Annotated in this window: 14 protein-coding genes; 9 read left to right on the top strand and 5 right to left on the bottom strand. The window is 73.0% G+C overall.

The window, feature by feature from the left end; translation table 11 throughout:
* The first annotated feature begins 21 nt into the window (after positions 1-21).
* Together LCH29_RS08880 and LCH29_RS08885 are read left to right on the top strand one after the other, a co-directional pair.
* On the top strand, positions 22-330 hold the full coding sequence (locus tag LCH29_RS08880) for a trypco2 family protein (protein WP_446461144.1): 309 nt from the start codon (positions 22-24) through the stop codon (positions 328-330).
* Positions 331-337: 7 nt separating this feature from the next.
* Entirely contained in the window at positions 338-4,558 is a 4,221-nt protein-coding gene (locus LCH29_RS08885; RefSeq protein ID WP_446461145.1) for a trypsin-like peptidase domain-containing protein, read from the top strand.
* Here the strand turns inward: LCH29_RS08885 and LCH29_RS08890 are convergent.
* The 3 genes from LCH29_RS08890 to LCH29_RS08900 all read right to left on the bottom strand — a co-directional run bounded on the left by LCH29_RS08890 (position 4,524) and on the right by LCH29_RS08900 (position 7,567).
* Positions 4,524-5,213: a gamma-glutamyl-gamma-aminobutyrate hydrolase family protein gene (locus LCH29_RS08890; protein ID WP_446461146.1), complete on the bottom strand. Its 690-nt coding sequence runs from the start codon at positions 5,211-5,213 to the stop codon at positions 4,524-4,526. The two genes, LCH29_RS08885 and LCH29_RS08890, sit on opposite strands and share 35 nt — an antisense overlap.
* 16 nt (positions 5,214-5,229) lie before the next feature.
* Positions 5,230-6,690: an ethanolamine permease gene (gene eat / locus LCH29_RS08895; RefSeq protein ID WP_446461295.1), complete on the bottom strand. Its 1,461-nt coding sequence runs from the start codon at positions 6,688-6,690 to the stop codon at positions 5,230-5,232.
* Positions 6,691-6,823: 133 nt separating this feature from the next.
* A complete protein-coding gene (locus LCH29_RS08900; RefSeq protein ID WP_446461147.1) occupies positions 6,824-7,567 on the bottom strand; it encodes a FadR/GntR family transcriptional regulator in 744 nt (247 codons plus the stop codon).
* A gap of 95 nt (positions 7,568-7,662) precedes the next feature.
* On the opposite strand from LCH29_RS08900, the gene LCH29_RS08905 reads away from it, so the two are divergent.
* The 4 genes from LCH29_RS08905 (at position 7,663) to LCH29_RS08920 (ending at position 12,255) form a co-directional block, all read left to right on the top strand.
* Positions 7,663-9,030 (top strand): glutamine synthetase family protein, encoded by a 1,368-nt coding sequence (locus LCH29_RS08905; RefSeq protein ID WP_446461148.1) that lies wholly within the window; start codon positions 7,663-7,665, stop codon positions 9,028-9,030.
* Positions 9,031-9,044: 14 nt separating this feature from the next.
* The gene (locus LCH29_RS08910; RefSeq protein ID WP_446461149.1) at positions 9,045-10,421 is read left to right on the top strand and encodes an aldehyde dehydrogenase family protein; all 1,377 of its coding nucleotides are present in this window, start codon (positions 9,045-9,047) and stop codon (positions 10,419-10,421) included.
* A gap of 1 nt (position 10,422) precedes the next feature.
* Positions 10,423-11,211: a 3-oxoacyl-ACP reductase gene (locus LCH29_RS08915; RefSeq protein WP_446461150.1), complete on the top strand. Its 789-nt coding sequence runs from the start codon at positions 10,423-10,425 to the stop codon at positions 11,209-11,211.
* Positions 11,212-11,292: 81 nt separating this feature from the next.
* Positions 11,293-12,255, top strand: a complete 963-nt coding sequence (locus LCH29_RS08920) for a DUF2510 domain-containing protein (RefSeq protein WP_446461151.1) — start codon at positions 11,293-11,295, stop codon at positions 12,253-12,255.
* A gap of 31 nt (positions 12,256-12,286) precedes the next feature.
* Here the strand turns inward: LCH29_RS08920 and LCH29_RS08925 are convergent, their stop codons facing one another.
* On the bottom strand, positions 12,287-13,483 hold the full coding sequence (locus tag LCH29_RS08925) for an amino acid deaminase/aldolase (protein ID WP_446461152.1): 1,197 nt from the start codon (positions 13,481-13,483) through the stop codon (positions 12,287-12,289).
* 271 nt (positions 13,484-13,754) lie between these two features.
* Between LCH29_RS08925 and LCH29_RS08930 the strand changes: the two genes are divergently transcribed.
* Both LCH29_RS08930 and mycP read left to right on the top strand, forming a co-directional pair.
* On the top strand, positions 13,755-14,858 hold the full coding sequence (locus tag LCH29_RS08930) for a hypothetical protein (RefSeq protein WP_446461153.1): 1,104 nt from the start codon (positions 13,755-13,757) through the stop codon (positions 14,856-14,858).
* Entirely contained in the window at positions 14,855-16,060 is a 1,206-nt protein-coding gene (mycP, locus tag LCH29_RS08935) for a type VII secretion-associated serine protease mycosin (protein WP_446461154.1), read from the top strand. The genes LCH29_RS08930 and mycP overlap by 4 nt, the downstream gene beginning before the upstream one ends.
* Positions 16,061-16,090: 30 nt before the next feature.
* Here mycP and LCH29_RS08940 read toward each other — a convergent pair whose 3' ends face one another.
* Positions 16,091-17,095 carry a serine hydrolase gene (locus tag LCH29_RS08940; RefSeq protein ID WP_446461155.1) on the bottom strand — a complete coding sequence of 335 codons (1,005 nt, stop codon included), beginning with the start codon at positions 17,093-17,095 and terminating at the stop codon, positions 16,091-16,093.
* 96 nt (positions 17,096-17,191) lie between these two features.
* On the opposite strand from LCH29_RS08940, the gene LCH29_RS08945 reads away from it, so the two are divergent.
* Positions 17,192-17,977: an SseB family protein gene (locus tag LCH29_RS08945; protein ID WP_446461156.1), complete on the top strand. Its 786-nt coding sequence runs from the start codon at positions 17,192-17,194 to the stop codon at positions 17,975-17,977.
* The last annotated feature ends 40 nt before the right edge of the window (positions 17,978-18,017 follow it).

Below are 18,017 nucleotides of genomic sequence, written 5' to 3' on the forward strand. Positions count from 1 at the left end.
GAGACAACGAGGGGGACGCACATGGTGGAACTGTCCGAGATGATCCGCGAGTTGCGCGCGCAGCTGACGGCCGCGGCGGCGGAGGGCGCGGGGGAGTCGCTGGGGTTCGACGTCGGCCCGATCGAGATCGAGGCCACGGTCGCGATCACCAAGGAGGCGGGCGGCAGCGGGAAGGTCCGCTTCTGGGTCGTCGAGGCCGGTGGTGACGGGAAGTACACCTCGTCCGAGACCCAGCGCATCACCCTCACCCTCCACCCCACCGCCCCGGGCCCCGACGGCACCCGTACGACGGCCAGGATCTCCGGGGCCGAGGTGACCGGGGAGCGCTGACCGATCAGTGAGGGGCCTGGAGGTCGAGCGGGTCGCCGAGATCCTCGTCGAGACCGCTGCGGATGACCGCCGCCGCGGCTCGGGTTATCTCGTCGCGCCCGGCAGGGTGCTGACGGCGGCCCATGTGGTGGCGTCGGCGGTGTCCGTACGGGTGCGGTTCGAGGCGGACCGGCCGGGCGAGCGGGTGCTCGAAGCGGAGGTGCGCTTCGAGCACCCGCCCACCGATGTCGCTGTCCTGGCCGTCCCGCTGGATGAGGTCCCGGTCGCCCGCTTCGGCCGGGTCGGTGAACGGGACGCGGTGCTGCGGTGCAGTGCGATGGGCTTCCCGGCCTTCAAGATGCGTCGCGGTGACGACGGGCGGCCGTACCGCGACGCGGAGCATGTGCACGGCACGTGCGCGGTCCTGTCCAACCGCCGCGAGGGCACCCTCGACCTGAGCGTGCCCCCGCCGGACGGCAGTTGGGACGGAATGTCGGGCGCGGCGGTCTTCAGCGGCGGCCGGATCGTGGGGGTGGTGGCCGCGCATCACCTGGCCGACGGTGCGGGACGGCTGGCGGTGAGCCGGGCGGACCGCTGGGCGGAGCGGCTGCCGGGTGACGAACTGTCCGCTCTCGAAAAGGAGTTGAGCGCCGTCCTGGCCCACCTCCCGGACGTCCTCCCGCCGTCGCGGCTCGGCCAGATCGAGGCGGGCTACCAGGCCCTGTTGCGAGACATCGCCCCGCCCGAGCTGATGGGACGGGCCGAGGAGCTGCGCGAGCTGGTCGACTTCTGCGCGGGCCCCGAGACGTACCGCTGGATCCAGGGTCGCCCCTGGACGGGCAAGACGGCGCTGGTGTCGTGGTTCGCCCTGCATCCGCCGCGCGGGGTGGTCCCGGTGTCGTTCTTCATCACCTCCCGGCTGGCGGGCCAGGCGGACAGCACCGCCTACACCGAGGCCGTGGTCCACCAACTGGCCGCGATCGTCGGCCGTGAGCCGTCCCCGCACGCCTCACCTGGTGTCGGCGAAGCCGAACGCAGACAACTGCTGGCGGAAGCCGCCGAGCGGGTCGCCGAGGACGGCGGCACGCTGCTGCTGGTCGTGGACGGCCTGGACGAGGACCAGTCCGCGCGCGACGGCGCCACCGGCCCCAGCATCGCCTCCCTCCTCCCCGAACGTCCGCCGCCGGGCGTCCGCGTCCTGGCCACCAGCCGCCCCAACCCCGGCCTCCCGCTGGACGTCAAGGCGCGTCATCCGCTGCGGGCTGATGTCGTACGGCAGTTGGGCGCCACCGATTACGCCACGGACCTGGAGCACGACGCGCGGTTCGAGCTGTCGCGGTCGCTGGCCGGGGGCGATTTGGAGAAGGAGCTTGTCGGACTGCTCACGGCGGCGCGGGGCGCTCTGCGCCCTGAAGACCTGCGCGAGCTGACGGGACGGGAGCTGTACGCGTTGCGGCACCGGGTGGACGGGGTGTTCGGGCGAATTTTGCGGTTGCGGGGTGAGTCGGCAGGGGTGCCAGACGAACGGGGGTATCTGTTCGCGCACGAAACGCTGTTCGTGGCAGCGGCGGAGATGCTGGGCCCGGATGTCGGACCGTACTTGGAGCGCATCCACGACTGGGCGGATGACTACCGGCGTGGTGGTTGGCCGGAGGGAACCCCGCCGTATCTGCTCCAGCAGTACGGACGCATGGTAACCGACCTCGGCGACATCGCGCGGGCCGTCGGCCTCGCGGTCGATCCCCGGCGGCAGGACCGCATGCGCGCGGTGACCGGCAGCGATGCGGCGGCTCTTGCCGAGATCGACGCTGTGCGGTCTGCCGCCATGCGTGACAGGTTCGACGACCTCGGCCGGTTGGCTGCGTTAGTGGCGGGTGAGGAACTACTGGCGCGCCGCAATCGGCATCTCCCACTCACTTTGCCTGCCGTGCTGGCCAGGTTCGGGAAGGCGAAGCGCGCCGAGGGGCTGGCCCGGAGCGTCGTCGCGCCACTGGATCGTGCGCGTGCGTTAGTCGCTGTGGCGCGGGTGTTGGCGGAGGACAGAGATCCGCATGCCGCCGATCTGGCCGAGGAGGCTCAGCGGCTTGCTCCAGAATGCTCCGCGGGCTTCTTGGAAGGCTGGGAAGGGCGGGACGCGTTTCATGAGGTCGCGGGGAGCGCGGCTGTCGTCATGGCGAGATTGGGGCGGACCGCACCTGCGCTCGGCATCGCGGAGCGCCACGAGCACGAGGCACGCGATGCCGCACACATAGAGCTCCCTGACGGGGAGGTGGCTGATACGCCCGTCAGCCCGCGAGCGATGGAGGTGCTGATCGCCGTTTCCCGCGCTCTGAGACACCATGACGCGGAACGCGCGGATGAGGCCCTGGCCAGGGCGCTCAGGGGCATTGAAGCGATGGAGGAACGGGGTGTTCCCGTAGCTTGGTTCGGGTCGTTCGTCCCCTTGCTTGGAGCGGTTGCCGATGCCTACGCCGCCTTTGACCCGGTCCGGGCTGCGGAAGTGTACGACCGTATCGAGGCGTTGAGCTTGTGGTGCAGGACGGACACCGTGTCTGACCGCATCAATGTCTACGAGGAGGCGGCGTTGATGCTGAGCGAAGCACGGCCGAAGACGGCTGCCCGGCTGGCATCGAGGGCGGCTGCCTGGTGCATGGGGGAACTCGCCCGCGGAGAAGGAGGGACGCTGTCCTTCGAGGTTCCCCGCGTGATCAAAGCTTTGGTACGCACGGGGCTGGTTTTTCGAGCACAGAAGTTGGCCGACGCCTACCATTACGCCAGTTACTTCGGTTCCGACGAGATCTCAGGCTGGTTGCGAACGGAGCCGACGTATCCGAACGGATCGCCATGGGCTGGTGGGAGTGTCAGTCAAACCGGGAAGCTGTCTCCGGCAGCCGTGGCCGCCCTCGCATGTGTCCTGGCCTCCAAAGGCGCTATGGAGCGGGCGGAACGTCATGCCGCGAAGGTTGAAACGGCCGAGTCGGCAGCGGAGACCTTCGGGTTCCTCGCCGAGCAGGCCTTGCGGCACGATCCCGTACGTGTCCCGCGTCTGGTGGAGGCCGCACTGCGTGCGTCGAGGTGTGATGTCACTGGGGACCTCTGGGCTGACCATCGTCTGGTGGCGCTCTCCGCGGCGCTCGCGGCGATCGGCGAGTGCGGCCAGGCCGAACAGCTGGGCTGGATGATCAGTGACAACGCGAGCCGCGTGATGGCTCTGGCAACCACCGCCACGCATCTGCAGCCGTTCGACCCTCGGGGCGCTCGTCGCATGGCGGCCGCGGCCAACGAACAAGCGAAGCGTCTGGAATCCGCTTGGGGATTGGAGCCCGCACACTACGCTTGCCTTGTGGCGGAAGAGGCGGGAGTACGTACGCGCCTGTACGAGCCGCGAGAGGTCATCCGGCGTCATGGGGTCTCCCTCAAGGAGGCGGACGCGTCGTCGGTGTTCCTGGTAGCCGCGTTGTGGGAACACAGCCCGGAAGAGACGGGTGATCTGATCGACAAACTGGAACGGGAGGCGCGCGCGTATGGCAATCCCGATCAGCGCGTCCTGCTCCACGCCACACTCATCAGTGCCTTCGGCCCCACTCATCCAGACCGTCTGCGGCGCCTCATGGAATCGATGTGGCACGAGAGCTTCTGGGCCGATTGGTCGTTCTCGCCGGAGGCCGCGGTGGCCGCCGCTCTGCTCACGGTGACGACTGATCCCGAGCGGACCCGGCAGCTCATCGCCCACGCCGACTCCCGGTACGCAGCCGAGGTCAACGAATGGTCCTTCCGCCCGGAGGAGTATGGAGCATGTGTGCTGGCCCATGCGGCGCTGGGTGAATACGAGGAAGCGGAAGCGCTTCTCGCCGCTGTCGAAGAAGCTCCGTCGGTCGACAAGGGCCTGCGTCCGAGGGCTTCGTCCCGGCTCCGCACCGCCATGGCCGCGACGATCGCGGGAGTGCCGTGGATGCCGGAGCGCGAGCACGACCTCGGCCATCGGTTCCTTGAGGCCGAGCAGGAGCACCGGCTGCACCTCATCCACCGTTTCATCGATATCGTCATGCCACGGCCCTCCGCCGACGCCGAACGGCTGGCGCTGGCCCGAGACCAGCTCCGGCGGGTCTTGAGGACCGATGACTGGTACCTGGCCCTCCCCGTCCTCGCACACCTCGACCCGGACGCGGTGCGGTGCGTCCGGGACGTGGTGTTCGCGCACCTCGGGTTGGAGGTCAGCGACGCGCCGCCGCCACCAGCGCCCGCATGACGCGCAGGTCGTCGCCCGCCTCCGGGTGCCACTGGACGCCCAGGACGAAACCCTCCGCGTCGGGCAGCTCCACCGCCTCCACCGTGCCGTCGTCCGACGCGTACGCGCTCGCGATCAGGCCCTCGCCGAGGCGGTCCACCGACTGGTGGTGGAAGGTCGGCACGGAGAGGGGCTCCGGGAGGGCCTTGGCCAGCAGCGTGCCGGGGACCGGCTTCACCTCGTGCTGGTCGAAGACGCCCGGCGGGCCCGCGTGGGCGTCCAGGTGCTGGTGGAGGGTGCCGCCCAACGCGACGTTCAACAGCTGCATGCCGCGGCAGATGCCCAGCAGGGGGACACCTGAGGACAGCGCCGCCTCGATCAGGGCCAGTTCCCAGGCGTCGCGTTCCCGGGCGGGCGGGCCCGTACGGGGGTCGACATCGGCCCCGTACCGTACGGGCTCCACATCCGGGCCGCCGGAGATCACGACGGCGTCGAGGCGGGACACCACGGCAGCCGCCGAGCCCCTGGCGGGGTCCGGGGGCAGCATCGCGGCCAACCCCCCGGCGCGCTGGACGAGTTGGTGGTACCCGGCGGGGAGCAGGGCGGCGGGGAGGTTCCAGACGCCCCAGTGCGCCGAGGCTTCGAGGTAGGTGCTGATACCGATCAGAGGGGGCAACGGTCCGTCCGTTCTTTCAGTCGCGGGACAGTTCGGCCTCGGCCTCCGCCAGCGCCGCGAACTCCTCCTCCGGCGCCGACGCGACCAGACGGTGGCGGCTGTAGAAGGCGAAGTAGGCGAGCGCCACGGCGTAGACGCCGAGGGCGATGAACGCCGCGTCCTTGTCCACCAGGAAGGTGGCCACCAGCGCCGAGCAGGCCAGGAGGAAGGCGATGGACGAGGTCACGACGCCGCCGGGGGTGCGGTACGGGCGGTCGAGCCCCGGTTCGCGGCGGCGGAGGACGATGTGGGAGAGCGACATCAGGGCGTACGAGATGGTGGCGCCGAAGACCGCGACGTTCAGCATCCGGGCGCCGTCGCCCGACCAGGCGGCGAGGCCGAAGCCGATGGCGCCGGGGACGAGCAGGCCCAGGTAGGGGGCCTTGCGGCGGCTGGTCAGGGAGAGGAAGCGGGGGAGGTATCCGGCCCGGGAGAGGGCGAACAGCTGCCGCGAACCGGCGAAGATCAGGGAGAAGAAGGAGGCGACCAGACCGGCGAGCCCCGCGTAGTTGACGACGCGGGACAGCGTGGTGGGCTCACCGTCCGGCTGGAGCGCCTCGACCAGCGGGTTGCCCGCGCCCTGTACGGCGTCCGCGCCGCGCGCGCCGGTGGCGGCGAGGAAGGTGAGCAGGGCGAGGGCCAGCAGGATGCCCATCGACGAGGCCATGGCCTTGGGCAGGGTGCGCGCGGGCTCGCGGGTCTCCTCGGCCGCGAGCGGGACGCCCTCCACGCCCAGGAAGAACCACATGCCGAAGGGGAACGCCGCCCAGATGCCGAGCAGGCCGAACGGCAGCCAGGAGTTGGAGCCGAAGGCCGAGTGGTCGACCGCGATGTCGTTCAGCGAGCCCGAGTCGAAGTCGGTGAAGGCGGCGACCGCGAAGATCAGCAGCGCGGTGACGGCGATGGCGGTCACGATGAGGCTGAACCGCAGGGCCTCGCCCACGCCCCACAGATGGATCCCGATGAAGATCACGAAGCAGGCGAGATAGACCGGCCAGCCGGATTCCAGGCCGAAGAGGCCGAGCGATTCGACGTAGTCGCCGATGAAGATGGAGATGGCGGCGGGCGCGAGGACGTATTCGATGAGGATCGCCGTGCCGGTGAGGAACCCGCCCCAGGGGCCGAGGGCGCGCCGCGCGAAGCCGTAGCCGCCGCCCGCGGTGGGGAGGATCGCGGCGAGTTCGGCGAGGGCGAAGACCATGCAGGTGTACATCAGGCCCATGAGCACGGCGGCGATGGCCAGCCCGCCGAAGCCGCCCTCGGCGAGGCCGAAGTTCCAGCCGGAGAAGTCGCCGGAGACCACATAGGCGACGCCGAGGCCGGTCAGCAGCAGCGGACCCGCGCTGCCGCGGCGCAGGGTGCGCCGCTCCAGGTACCCGTCGTCGCCGGGTTGGCCGGGGTCGGGGGAGGTGCGGGTGGTCTCGGTTCCTTCGGCCATGTCAGCCATGGGCACTCCTGGCTTCGCACGAGGGGAGGGGCACGGGGTGGGGACGGGGGTGTGGGGATTGGTGTGGGGGCATACCTTTGCCGCACGGGGAGGGTCCGCGCAAGACCTCTGCGTAAAACCGGGGTTACGGCAGGAACCCGCGCAGCAGCGCCGCCGTGCCCTCGCAGTGCTCCCGCATCACCTCGCGCGCCCCGTCCGCGTCCCCGTCCAGCACCGCCTCGACCAGCGCAGCGTGCTGGGCCTGGGAGTGCTCCAGGTTCCGTACCAGCAGCGGGATGCAGTCCAGCAGGTCGTTGACGGTGGCGCGGACGGCCGCGTACTGGGCGGCCAGCGACGGTGAGCCCGCCAGCTCGGCCAGCGTCAGGTGCAGCATCGTGTCCAGGCGCCGGTAGTCGGCCAGCGGGGCGTCGCGCGTCGCGTCGAGGGCGGCGCGCAGCCGCGCGACCTGGGGTTCGGCCAGGCCGTGCGCGGCGCACAGCCCGGCCGCGCCGACCTCCAGGACCTCACGGAAGCGCAGCGTGTCCTCCACGTCCACCGCCTCGACCCGCCGCCGCAGCTCGTCCTCGCCGCCCGCGGCGGGCTCGGGCCGGGCCCGTACGAAGGTGCCGCCGTACCGGCCGCGGCGGCTCTCCACGATCCCCTGGTCCTGGAGGACCTTCAGCACCTCGCGCAGGGTCACCCGGCTGATCCGCAGCCGCTCCGCCAGCTCGCGCTCGGCCGGGAGGCGGCCGCCGTCGGGGACCAGCCCCAGCCGTACGACCTGGAGTATCTGCTCCAGCGCCTCCTCGAAGCCGTTTCCGGCGCGCACCGGGCGCAGCACCGGCGCCAGCCGGTCGCCGCCCGCGCCCCTGCTCTCACTCCCGCTCATGAACCGTCCGCACCTCCTTCCCAATCAATGGTCTGCGGTATTACCTTAAGGCCACTCCGCGCCCCCCACACCGTCCGAAGCCAGGAGGCACCACCGTGGCAGACCGCACGCCCCCGCTCTCGGTCGACGAGCTGACCAGGCTCGTCGACGCCGGGGAGATCGACACCGTCGTCCTGGCCTTCACCGACATGCAGGGCAGACTCGCGGGCAAGCGGTTCGCCGCCCGCTTCTTCCTGGACGACGCCCTGGAGCACGGCACCGAGGGCTGCAACTACCTGCTCGCCGTCGACGCCGACATGAACACCGTCGGCGGCTACGCCATGTCCTCCTGGGAGCGCGGCTACGGCGACTTCGCCCTCCACGGCGACACCGCCACCCTGCGCCGCACCCCCTGGAACCCCGGCACCGCGATGCTCACCGCGGACCTCTCGTGGCACGACGGCTCGCCCGTGGTCGCGTCCCCGCGGCAGATCCTGCGCCGCCAGCTGGACCGGCTCGCGGAGCGCGGCTGGACGGCGTACGCCGGGACCGAGCTGGAGTTCATGGTCTTCCGGAACACCTACGAGCAGGCGTGGGACAGCGGCTACCGCGGGCTCACCCCCGCCAACCAGTACAACGTCGACTACTCCATCCTCGGCACCGGCCGCGTCGAGCCCCTGCTGCGCCGCATCCGCAACGAGATGGGCGCCGCCGGGATGACCGTGGAGTCGGCCAAGGGCGAGTGCAACCTCGGCCAGCACGAGATCGCCTTCCGCTACGACGACGCGCTGACCACCTGCGACCAGCACGTCATCTACAAGACCGGTGCCAAGGAGATCGCCGCCCAGGAGGACATGGCGCTCACCTTCATGGCCAAGTACGACGAGCGCGAGGGCAACTCCTGCCACATCCACCTCTCGCTGCGCGACGAGGCCGGGCAGCCCGTGCTCGCGGACGACGACGGCCCGTACGGCATGTCGAAGACCATGCGCCACTTCCTGGCCGGGCAGATCGCCGCGATGCGCGACTTCACCCTGCTCTACGCCCCCAACATCAACTCCTACAAGCGCTTCCGGCCCGGTTCCTTCGCGCCCACCGCCGTCGCCTGGGGCCCGGACAACCGCACCTGTGCGCTGCGCGTCATCGGCCACGGCCAGGCGCACCGGCTGGAGAACCGGCTCCCCGGCGGCGACGTCAACCCGTATCTCGCCGTCGCCGGAATGGTGGCCGCCGGGCTGTACGGGATCGAGCAGGAGCTGGAGCTGCCCGAGGTCTGCACCGGCAACGCGTACACCGGCGACGCGGCCCACGTGCCGACCTCGCTGCGCGACGCCGCCGAGCTGTGGCAGGCCAGCCCCATAGCGCGGGCCGCGTTCGGCGACGAGGTGGTCGAGCACTACCTCAACATGGCCCGCGTCGAGCAGGAGGCGTACGACACCGCCGTCACCGACTGGGAACGCTTCCGGTCCTTCGAGCGCATGTGATGAGGAACGCAAACATGTCCCACCCCCACGAGCACCACATCCTCAACCCGGCGACCGAGGAGGTCATCGCCACCGTCCCGGCCGCCACGCCCGCCGACGTGGACGCCGCCGTCGCCCGCGCCGCCACCGCCCAGCGCGGCTGGTCCGCCCTCGCCCCCGCCGACCGGGCCCGGCTGCTGCGCCGCTTCGCCGCCACCGTGGACGACCACATCGAGGAACTGGCCGCGCTGGAGGTCCGCGAGGCGGGCCACCCCATCGGCAACGCCCGCTGGGAGGCGGGCAACGTCCGCGATCTGCTGGAGTACGCGGCCGGGGGAGTGGAGCGGCTGAGCGGCGCCCAGATCCCGGTCGCGGGCGGCCTGAACGTCACCTTCCACGAACCGCTCGGCGTGGTCGCCGTCATCGCGCCGTGGAACTTCCCGATGCCGATCGCCGGCTGGGGCACCGCGCCCGCCCTCGCCGCGGGCAACGCCGTCCTCCTCAAGCCCGCCGAGACCACCCCGCTGACTGCGCTCCGGCTCGCCGAACTCGCCCTCACGGCCGGGCTGCCCGAGGGCCTGTTCCAGGTGCTGCCCGGCGCCGGGCCGGTGGCCGGGACCGCGCTGGTGGAGCACCCGGGCGTGGCCAAGGTCGTGTTCACCGGGTCGACGGCCGTCGGCAAGGAGATCATGGCGAAGTGCGCGGCGGGCGTGAAGCGCGTGACGCTCGAACTCGGCGGCAAGAGCCCCAACATCGTCTTCGCCGACGCCGACATCGAGGCGGCGGCGAGCGCCGCCCCCGGCTCGTTCCTCGACAACACCGGCCAGGACTGCTGCGCCCGCAGCCGGATCCTGGTGCAGCGCGGCGTCTACGACCGGTTCATGGAGCTGCTGGAGCCCGCCGTACGGTCCTTCGCGGTCGGCGACCCGGCCGACCCCGCCACCGCCATGGGCCCGCTGATCTCCGCCGCGCAGCGGGAGCGCGTACGGTCCTACGTCCCCGAGGACGCGCCCGCCGCCATCCGCGGCGAGGCCCCCGGCGGCAAGGGCTTCTGGTACCCGGCGACCGTGCTGGAGGGCACCGGGCCCGGCGACCGCACCGCCGTGGAGGAGGTCTTCGGACCGGTGGCCGTCGTCCTCCCCTTCGAGGACGAGGACGACGCCGTGACGCTGGCCAACGCGACCGACTACGGCCTCTCCGGCTCGATCTGGACCCGCGACGTGGGCCGCGCGGTGCGCGTCTCGCGCGCCGTCGCCGCCGGGAACCTGTCGGTCAACTCGCACAGCAGCGTGCGCTACGCGACCCCCTTCGGCGGCTACAAGCAGTCCGGTCTCGGCCGTGAGCTGGGCCCCGACGCCCTGACCGCCTTCACCGAGACCAAGAACGTGTTCATCAGCACCGAGGAGCAGTGACATGAGCGAGACCGAGACCCCCGTGTGCCGCCGCCTGGTGGGCCGTACCGCGGTCATCACCGGAGCGGGCAGCGGCATCGGCCTGGCCACCGCGCGCCGCTTCGCCTCCGAGGGCGCGCGCGTCGTGTGCGCCGACATCGACGCGTCCGCGGGCAAGGCCGCGGCCGACGAGGTCGGCGGGCTCTACGTCCAGGTGGACGTCACCGACCAGGAGCAGGTGGAGGCGCTGTTCAAGACCGCGTACGACACCTACGGCTCGGTCGATGTGGCGTTCAACAACGCGGGCATCTCGCCGCCCGACGACGACTCGATCCTCACCACCGGCCTCGACGCCTGGAAGCGCGTCCAGGAGGTCAACCTCACCTCCGTCTATCTGTGCTGCAAGGCCGCGCTGCCCTATATGCAGCGGCAGGGCAGGGGGTCCATCATCAACACGGCGTCCTTCGTGGCCGTCATGGGCGCCGCGACCTCGCAGATCAGCTACACCGCCTCCAAGGGCGGCGTGCTGGCGATGTCGCGCGAGCTGGGCGTGCAGTTCGCGCGCGAGGGCATCCGCGTCAACGCGCTGTGCCCGGGGCCGGTCAACACCCCGCTGCTGAAGGAGCTGTTCGCCAAGGACCCGGAGCGGGCGGCGCGGCGGCTGGTGCACGTACCGGTGGGACGGTTCGCCGAGCCGGAGGAGATCGCGTCCGCGGTCGCCTTCCTGGCCAGCGACGACTCCTCGTTCATCAACGCGGCCGAGTTCCTGGTGGACGGCGGCATCGCCGGGGCGTACGTCACGCCGCTGTAGAGCGCCTTGTGGGCCGGGCGCGCAGTCCGCGCAACCCCGGTGTACGGAGCCGACCCGTGGCCATAAGGTGACGGCGTGAGCATGAACACGCCCCCGGGCTGGTACCCCGATCCCGGTTACACAGGCCACGGCCCCGCTCTGCACCGGTGGTGGGACGGGGCCACCTGGACCGAGTACACGCGCGACACCACCGCCCCGGCGGACTCGCCCTTCAGCCCGCCGCCCGCGTCCGGCTACGGGCCCGGTTACGCGCCCGGCCAGGACGGCGGGCGGGGGAACGGCCGCGGCCCCCGGGTCGCGGTGCTCGCGCTGTCCGTGGGGGCCGTGGTCGCCGCGATCATCGGTGGGATCGTGCTGCTGGGCGACAGCGGGGACGGGGGTGACGGCGACCGGGCGAACCCGCTGCCGACCGCCCCCGCCCCGCCCGGGGACGGCGGCGACGCCCCCTCGGACGCCCCGTCCGACCTGCCCACCGACGGCCCCAGCGCGGCGCCCACCGACGACCCGAGCATCGCCCCGGACGCTGCCAGCGGCATCAGCCTGCCCGTGCTGTCGGGCTGGCAGGCGGGCCGCAGCAGCGCCGGCGGCGCGGGCGTGACCACCTCGCGCTACCCGTGCCCGGGCGACCCCTCCACCGAGTGCGTCCGCGGCGGCGCCTTCTCCCGGACCGCCAGCGGCTTCAAGGCGGACACCGCCAAGGGCATCGCCGAGGAGGACATAGCCCAGAACGCCGAGGAGTCCTACGGCACGGACGAGGACACCGAGCGCAAGGCGTACGGCGGGATCTCCTCGCACAAGCGGCTCAAGGAGGAAGAGGTCGACGTCGCGGGGGAGGAGGGCTATCTGGTGCGCTGGAAGGTCACCACGAAGAAGGGCGACGACGGATACGTCCAGTCCCTCGCCTTCCCGTCGCCCACCGTCCCCGACACCATGGTCCTGGTGCGCTTCGGCTTCGACGTGAGCGACAAGGCGCCGCCGCTCGGCGACATGGACAAGATCGTCGAGGGCATCGAGGCGCTGGCGGGCGACGGCCGGTCCATATAAGCCGCTTCGTGGCGGGTGGGGCGGGGCCGGACTACAGGAAGGTGCGGCCCTCGCCCCGGTACGTCGGTACGGAGTCCACCACCCGGTCGTCCTCGACCAGGTGCAGCGTCGCGAACCGCTCGCACAGCTCACCGGCCTTGGCGTGCCGGAACCACACCCTGTCGCCGATCAGCAGATCGTCGGCGGGCGTGCCCAGCAGCGGGGTCTGCACCTCGCCCGGGCCCTCCTGCGGGTCGTAGCGCAGCCCCTCCGGCAGGTACGGCACCGGCAGCCGGTCCGGGCCCGCCGCCCCGGACGCCGGATATCCGCCGCCCAGAACGGTCACCACGCCCACGCCCGGGCGGCGCACCACCGGCTGGGCGAAGAGGGCGGCCGGGCGGCCCCGGAAGGACGTGTAGTTGTCGAACAGCCGCGGCTGGTAGAGCCCGGACCCGGCGGCGATCTCCGTCACGGCGTCCTCGGCGGCGGTGTGCTGCACGCTGCCCGTGCCGCCGCCGTTGACGAATTCCAGGTCCGCCACCGCCCGTACGGCCCGCACCACCGCCGCCCGGCGGTCCGCCAGCTCCCGCCGCGCGGTGCGCTGCATCAGCCGGATCGCGCGGGAGCGGAGCGGACGGCCGGTCACCGCGTCGCCCACCCCCGCCACATGGCCCTCGTAGCCCATCAGCCCGACCACCCGGAAGCCGGGGCGGCGCTCGATCTCCCGCGCCAGCGCGGCCAGCTGTTCGGGGGTGCGCAGCGGTGAGCGCAGGGCGCCGACGCGGATCCGGCCGCCCAGCATCCGCAGCGAGGTGTCCAACTCCAGGCAGACCCGGACCTCTTCGGTCCCGGCGCGCACACTCTCGATCAGGTCGAGCTGGCCGATGTCGTCCACCATCACGGTCACGGCGGCGGCGAGCTTGGGGTCGCTGGTCAGGGTGGCGTAGCCGTCCCGGTCGGTGGACGGATAGGCGAGCAGGACGTCGTCGAAGCCCTCGCGGGCCAGCCACAGGGACTCCGCGAGCGTGAAGCTCATCAGCCCTGCGAACCCGTCCCGCGCCAGGACCCGTTCCAGCAGCGCCCGGCACCGCACCGACTTGCTGGCCACCCGGATCGGCTTGCCTCCCGCCCGGCGTACCAGGTCGCGTGCGTTGTCGTCGAAGGCCCTCAGGTCGACAATCGCCACGGGTGCTTCGAGATGGGCGGTGGCCCGGTCGTAACGGGCCCGGTCAGCGGCGGAAGAGGACATGTCGTGAAGCTTGCCAGACCGCGATTACCGCTGGGTAGAGGGCAGCCGGTGCGGAGGGTGCCCGGTGCCCCGTAGAGTGTCGCGCACGCCACGACCGGCAGGTCAGCGGCGTGATGTCCGTATTCGGGCCTGCCTGCCCGAAAGGCGGTGGGGCGGCGCGGCGAACCGGACGGAGCGACGTGGGCCAGGTTTCGAGGGGCGCGAGGGGGTGCCGGTGAGCGCGGACGCGGAACAGGCGCACTCTTCTCGTCGTACGCCCCCACCTCGCCCTGTGCACCCCCCGCGCACCGCGCCCACGCCCCGGTCCGCGCCCCCGCCGCGCAACGCCACCCCGCCGAGCGCCCCGTCCGGCGCCCCGCCAGGTTTCGGCCCGCCGGTCTTCGGGCCCCCCGGCTTCGTCCCGGACCCGGACACCCCCATCCTCGGCGTCCCCGCGAAGGTCCCCTCCCCGCGGGGCGCCACGCGCGGCGGACGGAACTCCGGCCGCACCGGCGGCCCGAGCGGCCCCGCCGCCGACAGGCCGCACGTACCACCACGCCCCACCACCACGCCGCGTCCCGCCGCCCCGCCGAGCGCCGGAACCGGCCGGTACCGCCCGCGCAGCCGCAAGGCGGCCGCCGCCGTCTCCCTCGTCCTCGGCCTCGGGCTGCTCGTCGGCGCGGCGGCCGGCAGCTGGCTGGGCGACAGCCCCGACGCGACGCCCTCGGCCGCCGACACCTACGCGAAGGCGCGCGCCGCCTGGCACAGCGTCCCCGTGGACGACCTCTTCCCTCGCACCCTGCGCGGCAAGGGCGAAGGACCCGGCGGCGCCGACCGCCTCTGGACCCGGGTCGCGGTCGCCCCCGACAGCAGCTGCGGCGGCGGTTTCGACCCGCTGCTCACCAAGGCGCTCTCCCCGGTGGGCTGCGAACGCCTGCTGCGCGCCACCTACACCGACTCCACCAGCACCAGCGTGACCACCGTCGGCGTGCTGATCACCGCGGCCGACACCGCCGGGATGAAGGCCCTGCGGCAGCGCTTCGCCGACGACAAGCTGGACGAACGCGCCGATCTGATGCCCCGTCCGTACGCCGCGAAGGGCACCGCCGCGGCCCGCTTCGGCGACGACCAGCGCGCGAGCTGGCGGATCCGGATCCTGACCGACGCACCCGCCGTCCTCTACGCCGTCTCCGGCTTCGCCGACGGACGCGAGGTCACCGACCCCCAGCCGGCGTACGAGGCCACCCGGCGCGGTGCGACCTCCGCACCCGCACAGTCCGGCCTCGGCAACGACGCCCGCGGCCTCACCGACGCGACCGAGGACGCCTTCCGCCACGCCCTGTCCCAGGCCCCGGAGGCACCGACCCCGTCGAAAACAGCGGAAGGCGGCTCATGAGGACCGCGCGGCGCATCGCCGTCAGCCTCGCCGCCGCCGGGCTGGCCCTGGTGCCCGTCGCCCCCGCCCGGGCCGACGGCATCCAGGCCCAGGAATGGGCGCTCGACGCCCTTCACACCCGCCAGGCGTGGCAGACCACCAAGGGCGCGGACACGACCGTCGCCGTCCTGGACACCGGCGTCGACGACCGGCACCCCGACCTCAAGGGGCAGGTGCTGCCCGGCAAGGACCTCATCGGCTTCGGCGCCGAGCGCGGCGACCGCCCCTGGGCGCGGCACGGCACCGCGATGGCGGGCATCATCGCGGGCAGCGGACACGGCGCGGGGGACAGCGAAGGCGTCATGGGCGTCGCGCCCAAGACCAAGATCCTGCCGGTACGGGTGATCCTGGAGGACGGCGACCCGCAGCGCGCCAAGGCCCGCAGCTCCCGGGGCGGCGCGCTCGCGAAGGGCATCCGCTGGGCCGCCGACCACGGCGCCGACGTGATCAACCTGTCCCTGGGCGACGACAGTGCGTCGGCCCACCCCGAACCCGCCGAGGACGCCGCCGTGCAGTACGCGCTGCGCAAGGGCTCCGTCGTGGTCGCCTCCGCGGGCAACGGCGGCGACAAGGGCGACCGCGTCTCCTACCCGGCCGCCTACCCCGGCGTGATCGCGGTGACCGCCGTCGACCGCTACGGCAACCGCGCCGCCTTCTCCACCCGCCGCTGGTACGCCACCGTCGCCGCGCCCGGCGTCGACGTGGTCATAGCCGACCCCGACAAGCGCTACTACGAGGGCTGGGGGACCAGCGCGGCCGCCGCCTTCGTCTCCGGCGCCGCCGCCCTCGTCCGTTCCGCCCACCCCGACCTGAGCCCGCGTCAGGTACGGCAGGTGCTGGAACAGACCGCCCGCAGCCGCCCGTCCGGCGGCCACAGCGACGAGCTGGGCGCGGGCGTGGTGGACGCCGCGGCGGCCCTCAAGGCGGCGGCGAAGACGAAACCCGAGCCCCAGCAGCCCGCCGCCGCGGCGTCGTCACGGCGCTTCTTCGGCTCCGGCCCCAGCCGGACCGGCGCCTCCGGCGACGAGGGCGGGGTCAACGAGACGGCGGTGTTCGCGGCCGTCGCCGGGGCGGGCCTGGTGGGCGCCGCGATCGTCCTGTGGCGCGGCTCGGGCCCACTGCGCGTCCCGCGCGCCCTGCGGCGCCTGTCCCGTACGCGCTGAGCACGCCGTACGCGCCGCCGTACGGGGCTGTCATGCCCGGAGCGTCGCGGCCGCCCCCACGGCGGCCCGTGCGGCCTGCTCGACCAGCGCCACTCCGGTGTTCATGTTCTTGCTGCCGTCGGAGAGCACCGCCACCAGGTACGTCCGCCCGCTCGCGGTGACCTGGCCGATGCTGTTGACGTCCCACAGCCCGGTGGTGCTGCGCGGCAGCCAGCCGTTCTTCAGCCGGGTGCCCGCTCCCGCGTCGGCGGCGGCCGAGACACCCCAGTCCTGGCCGGTGGTGATCCGGCCCATCAGCGTCCGGATGTACGCCTGGGAGTTCGCGTTCAGCGCCGAGCTGTCCCCGAACACCGCGCGCAGCAGCCTCAGCTGGTCGGTGGCGGTGGTCCGGGTCAGCCCCCACAGCCCCGCCCGGCCGCCGCGGGTGTGGGTCAGCCCCAGCCGGTGCTGCGCCGCGTCGAGCCCGTCGGCGCCGCCGATCACCTTCCACAGCGCGGTCGCCGCGCCGTTGTCGCTGTGCTCGATCATCACGGTGGCGGCGTCGCGCTCCTTCGCGGTCAGCCCGCGCCGCTCGTCCTGCGCCTTGAGCAGCAGCGCCGCGAGGATGCCGACCTTGACGATGCTCGCCGTGTCGTACGCGCGGTTGCCGTACGCCGCGCTCGCCCCCGACCGGGTGTCCAGCAGGGCCACCGCGAACTCCCCGTCGCAGTCGCGGGCCACCGGGGCCAGCGCGTGGCCGAGCGCCTGGCGCAGCGTACGGGGCGATGCGGCGGGCGCCGCCGGCGATGCCGTCGAGGGCGCCCCGACCCCGGTCATCCGCTCCACGTCGCCTCCCTGGATGTCGCCCGCCGCACACCGCGGCCCGGCGCTCGGCCGCAGCTGGGTCCTTGTCGGTGACGTCGGTGAACTGGTGCCCACCCCGCACCCCAGCAGGGTCATCGCGAGTGCCGCCACGACCGCGATCACGGCCGGGCGGCGCGCTCTTCGGCCGGGGCCGCGGCCCCGGTCCAGCCCCCCTGACGTGTCGGTCTCCATGGAGGGCGAGGCTAGACGGCCCCGCCGCGCGACGGGGGACAAGGTGATGAACAACCCATGAGAAAGACCTCACGGCGGCCCCGATACCCTCATGGAGTGGCGCTCAAGAACATTCCCGACCCCGGCTTCTCCGGCGACGACGGCTCCGCCGACGCCCGCCTGACCGCGGCGCTCGCCGCCTGGGCCGACGACCGCACCGCCGAGCCCGAGGTGCTGGCCGCGCTCACCGAGGCGCGGCTGCTCGTCCCGGTGGTCGCCCTCCTCGGTGAAGCAGAAGAAGGGCCGCCCGAGGGGCAGCGCGAAGCGTCCGCTGAGGGTGGTGGTGGGCGACGGGCGGGCGGACTGCGCCGCGAGAAGACGAGCGACATGGCCGTGCCCACCCTGGAGGCCCCCGGCGGCCGCCGCGCCCTGCCCGCCTTCACCTCCCTGGAGACCCTGGCCCGCTGGCGCCCGGACGCCCGGCCCGTCGCCGTACCGCTGCGGCAGGCGCTGGAGGCAGCCGCGCACGAGAAGGCGGACACCCTGGTGCTGGACCTCGCCGGACCGGTGCCGTACCAGGTCACCGGGCCCGCCCTGCTCGCCCTCGCCGAGGGCCGGACCAGCACCGATCCGCTCGCCGACCCCGCGGTCGCCGAGGCGGTGCGTACCGTACTGGCGGCCGAACCCGAGGTGGTGCGCGCCCATCTGGCCCCGGCCGCGGACGCCGACGGCCTGCTGGCGCTCGCCCTGGCCCCGCACGCCCCGGCGCGCGAGACGGCGCAGCGGGTGGCGGGTGCGCTGGCGGCCGACGAGACGCTACGGGCCAGGCTGGTGCGCGGGCTGAACCTGGCGCTGCTGCCGCCGGACGCGACGGTGCCCGGGGAACCCCTCTTCAGCCGCTGACACCGGCCCCGGCAAACCCCCGCTGACCTGCGACGGAACG

Source organism: Streptomyces sp. BRA346 (genome assembly GCF_052851135.1).

Excerpts from the sequence above, each read along its gene's own strand:
- LCH29_RS08880 (WP_446461144.1), top strand. The coding sequence starts at position 22 with ATGGTGGAACTGTCCGAGATGATCCGCGAGTTGCGCGCGCAGCTGACG.
- eat (WP_446461295.1), bottom strand. The coding sequence starts at position 6,690 with ATGGCCGAAGGAACCGAGACCACCCGCACCTCCCCCGACCCCGGCCAA.
- LCH29_RS08900 (WP_446461147.1), bottom strand. The coding sequence starts at position 7,567 with ATGAGCGGGAGTGAGAGCAGGGGCGCGGGCGGCGACCGGCTGGCGCCG.
- LCH29_RS08910 (WP_446461149.1), top strand. The coding sequence starts at position 9,045 with ATGTCCCACCCCCACGAGCACCACATCCTCAACCCGGCGACCGAGGAG.
- LCH29_RS08915 (WP_446461150.1), top strand. The coding sequence starts at position 10,423 with ATGAGCGAGACCGAGACCCCCGTGTGCCGCCGCCTGGTGGGCCGTACC.
- LCH29_RS08920 (WP_446461151.1), top strand. The coding sequence starts at position 11,293 with ATGAACACGCCCCCGGGCTGGTACCCCGATCCCGGTTACACAGGCCAC.
- LCH29_RS08925 (WP_446461152.1), bottom strand. The coding sequence starts at position 13,483 with ATGTCCTCTTCCGCCGCTGACCGGGCCCGTTACGACCGGGCCACCGCC.
- mycP (WP_446461154.1), top strand. The coding sequence starts at position 14,855 with ATGAGGACCGCGCGGCGCATCGCCGTCAGCCTCGCCGCCGCCGGGCTG.
- LCH29_RS08940 (WP_446461155.1), bottom strand. The coding sequence starts at position 17,095 with ATGGAGACCGACACGTCAGGGGGGCTGGACCGGGGCCGCGGCCCCGGC.